We start from the raw sequence: 12,815 nt of genomic DNA, 5'->3' as shown, positions 1-12,815 counted from the left end.
CTCAAACCTCCCTTTCCGCAAGATATTTCCATGTTCGGGTTTCTGGCGATCCTGCCTGTCCGCCGCAAATACTGCAGCCGTGAATACCGGACACGGTGCCTGAGGTGGAGGAAATGTTCATCAGATCGAACCAGATCACGCGGCCCGGATCGTGACTATGGTTGCCGTGCTCCAATTGCTCCAGAACAGCAAGAGCACGTGCGAAAAGATGCTCAGTCTCGTGGGGAAGCAGGAGATTGGGCCCTCCATGTTGATCGCCGAATGCAGATATGCGCATTCGTTCGAAATCATCGCTCAGTCCGTGTTGTTTCAACCTGACGCGCAAGCACTCAGAACATCCTCCAATGCCATCTGCGATCGGGCCGAATCTGACAAACGGATGATCGATGGTAATCGGGACGGTGACAGATCCGTCAATCCGTGACATTCGGTGTGCGCGCGCTTCCAGTTGGGGCCGCGGGGACGTCGCAATCAGAATGTTGGCAACTCCACTTTCGGCCCACGTCGGCCCGCCGTGCCGCCCGATAGCATCTGATCTGGTCACAGGAATAGAATGTGGCAGTTCCGCCAGCTTTGCTTCGAATTCGTCTGCGATGTGCTTCGCATTCGAATCGAGTGCCGATAGAAAGACCCCTGAGCTCAAGCGAAAGGCTGTGGCCATGGATTTATTTCCTCCTCGGGTGAGGTTGGCTGATTGAAAAACTCCGGCAGCTCATATAGTCGCGACGTTCCCAGAAATCGGCTGGAGTGGATGAATGAGAGAGGCACGAGTCCGGGAATTATCGCCTTGACTGAGATGAAACCACTCCGCGCTCCTTCGTCAGTCGTCATATCGACCGCGTACGCTTTGAGCCCACGTTCCCGTAAAACTGCCAGAGTGGAAAAGAGCGCTTCTGTCGGATCTTCACCCAGGTCCGGCAAACTGGACAGACTGACTCTGTCGTTGGAGGCATCCACGAAGTCAAAAGCTGTTGTACGCTCGGGGTCGGCCATGTAGACGGCCCCGTGGATAGTATCGTGAAAATCCATGACATTTTCCGGGAGCGCTGCAGTGTTCGTTTCCAAAGCGACAAGCGTTGACTGCGCTTCGCGCAACGCCTTCAGCGCCGCCCCTTCACCGCTGGTGTCAGACGCACAAGTCACCAGCTGTGCCACAAGTCGACCAGGCCGACGAACAAGGCAGTACACCGTGGGGACCCGGAGGTCAGTCGTGGCATCGATGAGGGACACCTGTGCACCGTGCTGCTCAAAGTCATTGACGTAGGCATGGTGCGCTGCCGGCAAGCTGTCCGGATCGATGACTGGGAGGGAGAGCCGCTGTAACCACACCACTGCAATCGACTCGCGCTCGATGCATTCCAGGACTCCTGCCAGCAACGCCGCGTCTTTGCTCGTATGACTTGCGCAGCCGGTGGAGATTGGATTCCAGATCCGCTCCCCGAGAGCCACTGGGGAAACAAACAGATACGTGCAGATGAGCGGGACCCACGCCGGGGTGAATCCGTCTAGGTCCACCCCACGGATCCAGCGCAGAGGTCGGTCTAGGTGAGGGCGCGCAAGGTACTTCGAGCTCTGCTCCTGTTCCATTTTGCCGATGGTGGGCAACGTCATGATGTCAAGATGAGGCTCACCCTTCTCTCGCATCTGCCGTTCGGTTGCCCACCGAACAGGCAGGTCCTCCCACACGCATGACGAGTAGCGCTCTAGACCTTCCACGGCTGCAATATCTGATGCGAGGAGCTCATCTTGGGATGTGCCGGCCCCGCCGAGCTGGACGTCACCCCCCGCGGCGCCTGCGACGCCGATGCTTGGCACCACATCCGTAAGGTCACCAAGGTTCGAAGCGTATACATGCCAGTCGTGTGACCCCTCGAATGCTTCGAGGGGCACACATTGTCCTATGAGGCCCCCGCGCCTCGACACCAACTGACGAACAGCTGTGATGTCGGCAGCTTCAGTCCTTGCCATCGTGCCCCCTCTGTTTTGAATGATGTTTCTCATTCGAACGCTCCCGATACATGTGCTCGAAGCAACAACAACACGAGGACTGCTAGCGGAGCCTCGTCCACTGGCGGTAAGCCCAGTCGGTTATTGTGCAGGTGCACCTGGTGATTGAGCTGGTTCACATCGCCATCACAAAGCTCAGCCAAGTTTCCAGGCCATAGAGCTTCAGAATCGTTGCTGTCCACGCGCGCCGCAGCTGCCGAGCTCGATAGCAGCTCACTGAGCACGCTGTCACTTGAAAGTTGGTTAAGCCGCTCCTGGTTTCCTCCAGACCAGAACAGTGCGTAACGAGTCCAGAATCTCCTCATCATGTTGGTGTCGTCACCAAAGAAGGTCTTCGTAGCGAGGTAGCAATGTCCGGCGGCCATAGAAAGGCGCTGTTCGGGTTTCCACTGAGGCGAAAGGTACCGCAGCGCTTCTTTAGTCGAGGAAGCCCATATTTGCACTGCTTTGGACAGCCCATCCTCGCCGCCGTACTTTGATATTTCCGGCTCATAAAGAGCCAGATGAACACCGGAATCCCTTGTCAACGGCAACGGAACATCTGACTGGTCGAACAGACTTGTCTGCCGATGGTCTGAGGCGGAAGCTCCAACGAGCAGAGCCGACAGCCTGTCTTCCAGTTCGCGAGTCAAACCGTTAATGAGGTCTCCTACTTTGTCTGGGTCAGGTGGGACGACTCTCAAACGCAGATGCGGTCCTCGTTCGTCGAAGTAGCGGAGGAAGTGCCATTCAGCTCTTGGACACCAGTTGCTCACTGCGGGCTTGACTACCTGGGTAATAGCGGCATCGTCCAGGGAAAAGTCCTGATGGATCACTTGCCAATACACGAACCGTGAGGGCTCGAACATCATAGAACACCTCCACCCGGCAGCAGATGCATCGTCTGTTCTGCAAATTCTGCTCCGGATGCGACGGCCTCACCCACAGCTGGCAGAGCCTCCGTGATCTTCAGGTGGTGCTGGTTTCTGCTCATCACGAGACTGTGGCGCAGAAACTCCAGAGATGACACCGATCCGCATGAAACCCAGAACGGTTTCGGATCAGCTGCGAATGACAGCTGCTTCGGCACAAACTGTACAAAGACCTCCTCGCCGAACCCCCAGCCGGCGAGCATGGCGCAGAAGTCCAGGACTGAGTTCGAGCTTACGCCGTCGAAGAGTGCAGCTGGCATCTCACTGGCCTCGCAGATGAGTGTTCTGCGTGAAAGCACTAAGCCGTCGCGTTCCTGCCGTTCCCTTAGTATCGGCCCTTCCAGCACGGGCGGCAACGGGGCAAGCTCGTACGGATCGAGCGGTGCGTATGACCAAGGTGATGTCAGTGCCAGCAGATTTCGAATCGGTCCTGAAATGAGTGATTGTGGGACCACTCCGACATAGATCAGCTGCACCGGCTGGCCATCATCCACTGTCACCGATACCGCGTCATCCGAATCGATCTCAATTGACAAATCAAATACATCCACGGCACCCGAGTCCTTGCACGAATCGACCGGCCACTGGAGACGAGGCCATATCCCCGACGCATCTCTCTGCAGATCGTTCTGATCATTGGCAACGCTGACTTCGACTTGCATAGTTGTGTCGGGCGTCATCGCAGCGACCCATGAGCGCAGATCGCTTCCCACTGTCGTCCGCGTCGGTTCACGCAGGTAACGCGTCAGCTGACCTGGTCCATAAGCGCCGATCGAATCGAGCACTCCACTCTCTGGTTCGAGACCGTGATGGATGATGGCCATGCCGATCGGAGGGGCCGTCGAGGCAGTGCGGAAAACTGGTCGGCTAGCCGCCAGAGCACTGCGGCCGTTCGTCTGCGCAAGTCGCGCCTCCTCCAGCTGAGTGTCCTGATATCGGCGCACATTGTCGGCACCATAGGAGATCTGCGCGAGATAGCCCGGCACATCACGAATCACGAGCGTTCCTGTGGGCCGGTCGAACAGCTCCCGTGCTTGCCGCAGTAGCCGATCGTGAAGGACTCCCCGGAAAAGTCCCTCGCTGTAGACCTGATCTGCTGTGGCCGCAAGCGAGGAATACTCTCGGTCACTCTGGCTTGAAGCAGCGCCTACGTAGTTCTCGCGCACGATATCGCGTACTCGACTGAAAACAGGCGGGACACGGCCGATGTCATTGAAGGCATCCTTGAGACGCTGATGTGCCTCTCTTTGCAGGGCGATACGGCGATCGGGAATGGCTTCCGAGAGACTATCGATGCCTTCGGCCAGGTTGCTTAAGGATCGGGTCAGCTGTGCTTCCGGAGGCAGAGCGTCGACAAGCCCTTTGAGAGCATCTCCTTCAGATGTGTTCCAGGGCAGAATGGGCAGGACGAGTCCAGAATCAACCAGGAACCTTATGGGTAGCGTTCCCTCAAAGTGCGCTTCAACGGCAGTGGCTGAAGACCCGGCGGGCAATGAGCGGACTTTATCCGCTAGCTTCGCGCCCACATTCGCATAGAGGATGTCATCCCGCCTCCAGTTGTACTGCCCCTCAATGCGCTGATACATCGGAACCATGACCTGCGCCATTGTGTCGCTCATTGATCTCAGAGTTAGATTGGGTTGGAACTCAAATGCGTGCATCCAGTCTGGGTGGGTAGAAAGAGCGCTAGCCAGTGCGCGCACGACCGCCACTGACAAATGACTGGCCGCCTCTGGAGCAACATCAGCGCAATTGGGCCCCATGATGTCCAGCCGGGAGAAAGTCGACAGAGGGGACGGCTTCAGAGCACCGCGTTGAGCGTATGTAAATAAGGCTCGGTTAAGGTTTGATGGGAACGACTGCTTGGATTTTCGCGTCAGGCGCTGACGCGCTTGCCATACGGATGGGCTGGAAAGCGAGACAGCAGAGGCCAGCTCGGGAACTTCGGCAATCTGTGACAGCAGACTGGACTCCGTTTCAAGCCGGGCAGTCAATGCGTCGTCAATTTCACGATGGCGTTCGCTTAGGCGCGCGAGGATCTGTTCCAACTCAGCAAGATCCTGTGCTGCAGACGGGTTCATGTTGGAAACAAGGTCTCGAACCGCTTGCGCTTGCAACCACTTCATCCTGCGGTTGAACACATCCCGACGAAAACGAATGATCGGTATACGCATCTCGGAAGATGCACGAGATACGAGAGAATGGAGTGCGTCTGAAACTCGCAACTCAAGTTCACGAGCACGGGACTCCTCGGTAAGCAGTCGCGAGAAGTTTGCCACCAGATCTGCATCACGTAATTCCGCGAACCGGTGAATCCCAACGACGGAAGTCCGGCTGACAGAATAATCGAAAACAGTGCGATTCACCGCAACCTCGTCCTTGCCGACGGTTCGAGTCATTACACGATCTCCAGTCCGATCACGGTCTGCACCATCATTGCGATGATTAGCAGCAGCCAGCCGATGCTCAGGACAGCCACAAGGGCGTACCAGACCCTGACCTTGCGAGGCTCTTTCTTCAGGCGATGATGGGCGCGGCTATTGACAAAACGCCCGAACACATAAGTGAACGCCTTCGAATGGACATTAAGCCGCCCTGTCGCAGCTTCCAGCGCATGAGCACCGTCAGTAGGCAGAATCGGGTTCAGGTTCACAATGACAGCAAGGATCAGAAGTATGGCTAGGCTGCTGAGAAACTGCTGCTCAGGTCCAGCAGCGAATCTTGCGGCGAACGCCGCACAACCGGCTAAGAATAGATCGCTCAAGGGCCCGGCCAACGATACAAGCACCCGTTTTCGTCGTTCGACAATGCGATAGGTGTCGGAGCGATCGACATAGGCGATCGGCAGAAAACCGAAGAGCATACCCACACCAGCTTCACGCGGTGGAGTTCCGTAGCGCACCATCAGAACCGCGTGAGCACTTTCATGTACGGCCGTCGTAAAGATCAGGGCAATTGCAGCGGCGATAAAGGTATCGCGTCTGAGCCCCTCCGCCCACACCGATGGCAACCATGTTGCGAGGCTGATCACGGCAGCAACGAGGAGGATAGCCCCAGTCACCGCGACGACCGCACTTGGAACTCCTACGAATACGCGGTTGATGGGGCCGAGTACCCGGGCAGGGTTCTTCACTAAGGGGTAACGTCGGATGAGTTGAAAGCCCTCTACGTCCTGCCCATCTTCGCCCGGTGCTTCCGAATCGATGAGACACCCGCGTGCGTCTAAGTCTTCAAACAGAGGACCTACTTTGGTCCACACGACATCAGCTGTCGTCGAATTCTGCTTTGCCAGAATCTCGGTCAGATCCTCGATCGTTGTGTCCTTGGGAAGCTCTGACGCAAGGGTAATGATCTTCGCAGCTGTGGTGCCGAGCCGGGTGTACTTTCTGTTGCGCGAGTCAAAAAGAAGGGAAGCTCCGTCCATTCCTGTAAACATCTCCACGTCGCCGTGCAGCTTCGCTCGAGATGCTGTTAGTTCGGCGACGCCTCGCGTGTTGTTCATTGCCTTGTCACCCTTCCTGGAGGATGCCGCGACTGCCTTGCTGTAGTCGGCTTACGGAGCGGCGTGTGATATCGACGCACCGCTCCGCAAGCCACAGTTTTTTATCTGCCTGTCGAAGGAGAACCGCGAGCGCGGACTCAGCCGGAGATACAACCAGCGGTTGATAGAGATCCCTTGCTAGACGACGAAGCGCTACCCAAGGAACCAACACTGCCGATGGTGCCCGAGGGGGCAGCCTGATCGTTCAGCGCTTCGACCTGAATATCAGCCGGTGAGCTGTCGGACTCTGAAGCAAAAAGATCGATGTTTTCTGTCTGCATTGTTATAAACCTTTCTAATAAATCACATGTCGCGATTTTCTACATCGCGGGTGATTTTCTTGAAATTCAAATCCAGCTATCCGCCCATACTTCCTGCGGTGGCAGCACTGCCCTTCGTTGAGGATGAAGCGCAACCGAAAGTAGAAGCGGTGCCATAAGTGTTGAACGCCGCCGTCGCATCCGGGAGCGCCTCAACAGTCATTACGTCGTCTTCACGTGCAAAAAGGTCGATGGTCACATCTGTTTTCATCATTGAAATTCCTAACGATTATTAGGCAAGACGTCACACAACGGCAATGTTGACAGACATCTCGTGGTTACCAGCTCGATAGATAAGCCAGCTATCAAAAGGTTCCGAAGCAACCGACCGTGCCGGCGCTACCACCGAAAGACGCTGCAGTGCCGAAACATGCGGCCGTATTCGACGGGGATGCCACATCTTGCAGCGGCTCAAAGTTGAAATCCTGATCGATTGCAGCGAGGTCGATAGTGGTTAGGTCATTGTTTATCTTCATTTCAGTATTCATGACAAAATGCACCTCCTCGTGGATCCTGGGCGCGGAGCATAAAGCAAATAAGCTGTATAAAATACCCAGCTACGGACATCTGATCATTAGCGGATTTTCTGATTTCTTTTATCACTCCCTGTCTCTTCAGATATCTTCAACGCTATGAGAGACACATCACACAGTCAACCCCTTGCGTCAAATTCGCCAAAATTTTCCGTGCAGCAAACCTCGAGGCTCACATTGTGATAAGCACCATTGGCCTGCACCAGCGGCATTAATCGACGACAGAGCTGGTATGGAGCCAGTGCGGAGCCTCTGTGGTGGTGAAGAACTAAGGAAATGTCGGGCCAGCACACAGCGGAGTGTTCAATTCCTGCCCCCTGGCGGTTGCCTCAGAACAGAGGATCAACACTTGTGAGCACCCCGGGCGCGAAGAAACCAGCTATATCGATGGCGGTATGCGCACCCACGAATGGCATGACTCTCCGGCGGCGCATGTACAGCCAGCCGAAGATCAGGCCCATAAGCACATTGCCCACAAATGGGCCGAATCCCTGATACAGGTGGTAGCTGCCGCGGAGAACCGCCAGCCCCACGATGATGGCCCACGGCGACCACCGCAGCTTCTCCAGCCGATCCCAGAAGAACCCGAACAGCAGCACTTCTTCCAGCACGCCGTTCTTCACTGCCTGCAGCAGCAGAACAGGCACGGTCCACCACGCGGCGTTTAGGTTGTTTGTCGAAATCTGCGCCGTGACACCCAGCGCCCGCCCAGCGGCATAAACAGCAAGCGTTCCAGCGCCTATCAGAACAAACAGCGCAACGGCACGCCACGCATCGCCCCACGCGTCACGGCGACCCCTGACGAAACCGCCACCCAAATCGCCGCCTCCGCTGTCGCGTCCAGGCCCGAGCCCCAAGCGCTCCAGCACCGAGCCCTGCCCGTCAAGCCACAGCAGATACAGCGCAAGCGCCACCGGCACGAGCGTGAACCCAATGCCCAGAAGCTGGTACACCAGGTCGAACACCGGCCGCGTCGACTGGCTGTTATTGAGCGAAGCAGTGCTGTCTTGAAGCGGACCGCGCGTGAGCATGTCCGCCAGCCGCACAGCGGCATACACCGCCGACTGCCCCAGCGAAACTCCCGCCACCAGCAGCACCTCAGCGCGCCAGCGAGTGGGGCTTGTCATCCTCTCCGGGTACGAGGCGCCGCTGAGCTCACTGCTGATCGTCGCCTCCGCGTTCGGGCTTGACTGGCGGCATGGGCTCCGTCGACAGTTTGCCGCCCGAGGACTCCCCTGCTGCAGCCGACGGGTCTTCGTCGCTGGCGTCCGCCTCGTCCTCAGCCTGGCTGTCGGCCTCATCCTCAGTCTGCCCACCAGCGCCGGCGTCAGCTTCAGCGTCACCCTCGGGCTGGTCTTCTGCATCGGCCCCGTCGCGCGCTTCAGCTTCTTTCTCAGCTTTGTCGATGACGGCGCCGCGAGCATCTTCCTTGACCGCCCGCTTTTCTGCACGGCGCTCCTTGTGCCCTTCGAGCAGTTCATACAGAACCGGCACCAGGATGAGCGTCAGCAGCGTCGACGACACCAGGCCGCCGATGACTGCCAGAGCCAGCGGCTGCGATACGAACACACCGCCGCCGGTGAGTCCCATGGCCATGGGCACGAGCGCGAAGATCGTTGCCAAAGCGGTCATGATGATAGGCCGGTAGCGCAGGCGGGCTCCGTGGAACACCGCTGTTTTGAGGTCTGCGCCGTGTTCGCGGAAGCGGTTGATCAAGTCGATCAGAACGATCGCGTTGGTAACCACAATGCCGATCAGCATGAGCATGCCGATCATGGCGGTCAGCCCCATGGGTGTGTCAGTGATGAGCAGCGCCAGAATCGAACCGGTCGCGGCAAACGGGATGGACACCAGCAGGATGAACGGCTGCAGCAGCGACCGGAACGTGGCCACCAGGATGATGAACACAATGAGGATCGCCGCGAGCATCGCCAGGCCCAGCTGCTTGAACGCATCGGCCTGTTCGGCCGATACACCGCCGGTGTCCTGGGCGACACCGGGTTCCAGCTGCGTGGAGTCGACGGTCTTCTGCACAGCGGCAGCAATCGCTCCGAGGTCATCGCCGTCAGGGGTGGCCGACACCGTCACCGAGCGCAGTCCGTCAGAGTGGCTGATAACCGGAGCGGTCTTCACCTGCGTGATATTGGCGACCTCGCTGAGCTTGATCTTCTTCTCTTTCGGCTGCTGAGACTCCGGCATCTGACCGTCAGGCATCTGCGGCATTCCGGGCATCTGACCGTCAGGCATCTGACCGTCAGGCATTTGTCCGGGCCCACCGGGAATCTGTCCGGGCCCACCGGGAATCTGTCCGTCAGGCATCTGGCCGGGCCCACCGGGCATTTGACCAGGTCCGCCGGGCATTTGACCACCGTCACCGGGGCCCTGCGGCTGCTGACCGCCACCAGGGGCCTGCTGCTGGCCACCGTCACCGGGTCCCTGTGGCTGCTGATTTCCGCCTTGTCCGGGTCCGCCGGGTGCCTGCGGCTGCTGACCGCGCGGCGCCTGGGGCTGCTGTCCACCGTCACCTGGGGCCTTCGGCTTCTGGCCGCCTTCCTGTCCAGGTCCACGAGGTGCATGCGGCTTCTCGTCTTTTCCTCCGCGGTCCGAAGGCCCAGGCTCGTTGGTTGGCTTCGGCGTGTCGGTCGGCGTTGGATTCGATTCAAGCCCCGGGGTCGGCAGCGCAACGTTTCCGCCGCCCTTCGGACCTTCGGCACCACCGGGCGCACCTGCTCCGCCGGGCCCTCCTGTCCCGCCGGCCCCTCCGGCACCACCAGCTCCGCCGGTGACGGGAGAGCCATCGGGCATGACCATGACGGTCAGTTCCATGTCTTCGAGGTCGCTGATGCTCTCCGCGTCGCCGTCGAACACATAGACGCTGTTGGTCACGTCATCGAGAACCACCTGGCCGATCATCTGGCCGTTGATAGCGCGCGTGACGATTTGGCCCAGCTGCACTTCTGACAAGCCGTACTCGGCGGCCTTTTTGCGTTTGACGTCAATGTGTATGACATTGCCGACGTCGCGCAGGCTGTTGTCGACCTTCTTGACCCCGTCGGTCTTCTCAAGCTGTTTGGTGAGCTTTTCTGCGGACTTCTTCAGTGCTGCAGTGTCATTTGAGGTCAGTTTGATGTCGATGGTCGACCCACCCGGAGCGGCGCTGTCGACGACTTCAAAGTTTCCGGATTCGTCCGGGTCCATGTCCTTGAACTTCTCCGTCAGGCGCTCCGAGACTTCGTCAGCACTCGCACCTTCGGACAGGTTGATGAAGTACATGCCGCTGAGCTGACCGGAACCGGAGACCTCCCCGAAGTCGAATTCGCTTGAACCGACAGAGAAGCTCAGATCATCGACTCCCTCTGTGGCGAGGATGTCCTTCTCAACCGGTTCGGCGATCTCCCCGGCTTCTTCCAGTCCCACACCGGCGGGGAACTGCTGCCGAGCCTCCAGCGTGTCGGCGCCCATGTCACCGAGGAAGTCAGTTTTGAGCATTGGCACCATGCCCAGCGTGAGCACCAGCACGAGAACGCTTGCGACCAGCGTGATCACGGGGTGGCGCACCGTCCAGCCGATAACCGGGGTGTACGTTTTCTGCAGCCGGGTGACCGGTGATCGCAGACTTTCGAGCTCGTCGATTTCCTGGTCGGTACCACTGTGTCCAGCTTCGGAAGCGGGCCCCACCTCAGAAGCCTGACCTTCATCGACAGCCGAACTCACAGCGGCACCCTTTTCTGCCCCGGCTGGCGAGCTCTCCGCGGAAGCGGGCTCCACCTCGCCAGCCGAATCTTCTTCAGCAGCCGGCTGAGCGTCGGCAGTGCCCGACTCGTCAGCATCGGGCACTGCCGCCGGGTTCTCTTTCGCCTCTTCACGGCGCTTCTTGCGCCTTGCCCGCAGACCGCGCAGCCCTGCTTTGCGGCGGGCGGCGATTTCCTTCTTCTGTTCGCGGCTGAGTCGAACTTTCGATTCGCGCGAGCGCAGGAACCAGAACGCCAGAACCGGCACAATCGTCAGCGCCACCAACAGCGATGCCAGCAGGGCAATCGAGGTGGTCAGCGCGAACGGGCGGAACAGCTCACCCGTCTGGCCAGTGACGAACACCAGCGGCAGAAACACCGCGACGGTTGTCAGTGTCGACGCGGTGATTGCGCTGGCAACTTCGCTCACGGCTGCGAGAATATTGCTGAACTTCGTCCCGCCCATCGAGTGACGCCTTCGAATGGCCTCGATCACGACAATCGAGTCGTCGACCACGCGGCCAATCGAAATGGTCAGGGCCGACAGCGTGAGCATGTTGAGGGAATAGCCTGTCAGCCACAGACCGAGCATTGTGATCAACAGCGACAGTGGAATGGAGATCGCGGTGATGATCGTCGCCCGCACGCTCAACAGGAAAACCAGGATCACCAGCACCGCGAATACCAGGCCGAGGACACCCTCGTGGACGAGGTCGTCAATGGACTGCTGAATGAACGGAGCCTGGTCGAACACGGTGGTGAATTCGGGGTTGCCCCGCAGCTTCTCCTGCGTTTTCGGCAGTGCGTCGTGAACCGCGTTCGCAACATCGACCGTGTTGGCATCGGGGGTCTTCGTCACCGCCAGGGTGAGCGACTCTTTGCCGTTGGTGCGCGAAATGCTTTCGACCGGAGCGGGCACCTGTTCGATTTCAGCGACCTCGGACAGTTTGACCGGGCTGTCTTTGCCCGTGACGCGCAGATCGCGGATCTGGTCGAGTTTCGTGATGCGCACACCGACTTCGACAGGTGCTTCGCCGTTGTCGCCTTCTATTTCACCGGCTGAGGCGGCCACTCCGTTGGACTGAAGGACTCCGACGATCTCGTCGACGGTGACGCCTTTGTCTTCGACTTTCTTCTTGTCGACGGTGATGTTGACCTGTTTGACGTCGGCGCCGGATACCGCGGCTGCTCTGACACCGGGCAGCTTCTTCAGTTCTGGAACCACAACCGAATTGAGGTCATCGGCCAGCTTTTCTTTGCTGCCGTCGGACGAGGCTGAAATGACCACCACGGGGAACTCGTCTACTGAACCGCTGAAGACCACGGGGTCGACCCGGTCGGGCAGCTGGTCTTTGACTTTGGCAATCGCGCCTTCGAGTTCGCGCACGATGTCGTCTGAGGACGTTCCGTAGGAAACTTCGGCTGTCACATCGGATTTGCCGGAGGCCGAGGTGGAGCTGACTGACTCGACTGATTCGGAGGCGCTTACCGCCTCTTCGATGACTTCGGTGACTTCGCTCTCCACGGCTTCGGGTGAAGCGCCGGGGTATTGAGCGGATATGACCGCCTGCGGCAGCTCGAAGGAAGGGAAGAGCTCCCTTTTGAGTTGGGCTGTGGCAATGAAGCCGAACATCACCGCCACTGCGGTGATCAGTCCGATGAGGGCACGGTGCTTCAGGCTCAGGCGGGTCAGAGTTTTCACCCGGCAAGACTAGCGTATTCACCTCAACCCAACAATACGGTCGTATTAACACCGGGCGCAGGCGAATCTC

Annotated in this window: 10 protein-coding genes; all 10 read right to left on the bottom strand. The window is 58.7% G+C overall.

What is annotated here, in order from left to right:
• Position 1: 1 nt before the first annotated feature.
• Positions 2 to 661 (bottom strand): hypothetical protein, encoded by a 660-nt coding sequence (locus HMPREF2757_RS11630; RefSeq protein ID WP_141750151.1) that lies wholly within the window; start codon positions 659 to 661, stop codon positions 2 to 4.
• Positions 640 to 2,001, bottom strand: coding sequence for a YcaO-like family protein (locus HMPREF2757_RS03025; RefSeq protein ID WP_083304061.1), 1,362 nt, complete (start codon positions 1,999 to 2,001; stop codon positions 640 to 642). The genes HMPREF2757_RS11630 and HMPREF2757_RS03025 overlap by 22 nt, the downstream gene beginning before the upstream one ends.
• Positions 1,998 to 2,858, bottom strand: a complete 861-nt coding sequence (locus HMPREF2757_RS03020; protein ID WP_070573258.1) for a lantibiotic dehydratase C-terminal domain-containing protein — start codon at positions 2,856 to 2,858, stop codon at positions 1,998 to 2,000. The genes HMPREF2757_RS03025 and HMPREF2757_RS03020 overlap by 4 nt, the downstream gene beginning before the upstream one ends.
• On the bottom strand, positions 2,855 to 5,317 hold the full coding sequence (locus HMPREF2757_RS03015) for a hypothetical protein (protein ID WP_070573256.1): 2,463 nt from the start codon (positions 5,315 to 5,317) through the stop codon (positions 2,855 to 2,857). The genes HMPREF2757_RS03020 and HMPREF2757_RS03015 overlap by 4 nt, the downstream gene beginning before the upstream one ends.
• A complete protein-coding gene (locus HMPREF2757_RS03010) occupies positions 5,317 to 6,420 on the bottom strand; it encodes a M50 family metallopeptidase (protein WP_070573254.1) in 1,104 nt (367 codons plus the stop codon). Before HMPREF2757_RS03010 ends, HMPREF2757_RS03015 begins: the two co-directional genes overlap by 1 nt.
• 137 nt (positions 6,421 to 6,557) lie before the next feature.
• On the bottom strand, positions 6,558 to 6,740 hold the full coding sequence (locus HMPREF2757_RS11625; protein WP_141750150.1) for a thiocillin family RiPP: 183 nt from the start codon (positions 6,738 to 6,740) through the stop codon (positions 6,558 to 6,560).
• Between the two features lie 76 nt (positions 6,741 to 6,816).
• Entirely contained in the window at positions 6,817 to 6,993 is a 177-nt protein-coding gene (locus HMPREF2757_RS11620; protein ID WP_141750149.1) for a thiocillin family RiPP, read from the bottom strand.
• Positions 6,994 to 7,084: 91 nt separating this feature from the next.
• Positions 7,085 to 7,267, bottom strand: coding sequence for a thiocillin family RiPP (locus HMPREF2757_RS11615; RefSeq protein ID WP_141750148.1), 183 nt, complete (start codon positions 7,265 to 7,267; stop codon positions 7,085 to 7,087).
• Positions 7,268 to 7,641: 374 nt separating this feature from the next.
• Positions 7,642 to 8,439, bottom strand: a complete 798-nt coding sequence (locus HMPREF2757_RS03005; protein ID WP_070573252.1) for a CPBP family intramembrane glutamic endopeptidase — start codon at positions 8,437 to 8,439, stop codon at positions 7,642 to 7,644.
• A gap of 28 nt (positions 8,440 to 8,467) precedes the next feature.
• Positions 8,468 to 12,745, bottom strand: coding sequence for an efflux RND transporter permease subunit (locus HMPREF2757_RS03000; protein WP_256278256.1), 4,278 nt, complete (start codon positions 12,743 to 12,745; stop codon positions 8,468 to 8,470).
• Between the last annotated feature and the right edge of the window lie 70 nt (positions 12,746 to 12,815).

Origin of the sequence: Brevibacterium sp. HMSC063G07, assembly GCF_001810665.1 — a bacterium.
Classification (GTDB): Bacteria; Actinomycetota; Actinomycetes; order Actinomycetales; family Brevibacteriaceae; genus Brevibacterium.
This window is presented reverse-complemented; position numbering and strand designations above follow the sequence as displayed.

Bases quoted from the DNA above. Each gene is read 5' to 3' on its own strand.
- HMPREF2757_RS11630 (WP_141750151.1), bottom strand. From the start codon at position 661: ATGGCCACAGCCTTTCGCTTGAGCTCAGGGGTCTTTCTATCGGCACTC.
- HMPREF2757_RS03025 (WP_083304061.1), bottom strand. From the start codon at position 2,001: ATGAGAAACATCATTCAAAACAGAGGGGGCACGATGGCAAGGACTGAA.
- HMPREF2757_RS03020 (WP_070573258.1), bottom strand. From the start codon at position 2,858: ATGATGTTCGAGCCCTCACGGTTCGTGTATTGGCAAGTGATCCATCAG.
- HMPREF2757_RS03015 (WP_070573256.1), bottom strand. From the start codon at position 5,317: ATGACTCGAACCGTCGGCAAGGACGAGGTTGCGGTGAATCGCACTGTT.
- HMPREF2757_RS03010 (WP_070573254.1), bottom strand. From the start codon at position 6,420: ATGAACAACACGCGAGGCGTCGCCGAACTAACAGCATCTCGAGCGAAG.
- HMPREF2757_RS11625 (WP_141750150.1), bottom strand. From the start codon at position 6,740: ATGCAGACAGAAAACATCGATCTTTTTGCTTCAGAGTCCGACAGCTCA.
- HMPREF2757_RS11620 (WP_141750149.1), bottom strand. From the start codon at position 6,993: ATGATGAAAACAGATGTGACCATCGACCTTTTTGCACGTGAAGACGAC.
- HMPREF2757_RS11615 (WP_141750148.1), bottom strand. From the start codon at position 7,267: ATGAATACTGAAATGAAGATAAACAATGACCTAACCACTATCGACCTC.
- HMPREF2757_RS03005 (WP_070573252.1), bottom strand. From the start codon at position 8,439: ATGACAAGCCCCACTCGCTGGCGCGCTGAGGTGCTGCTGGTGGCGGGA.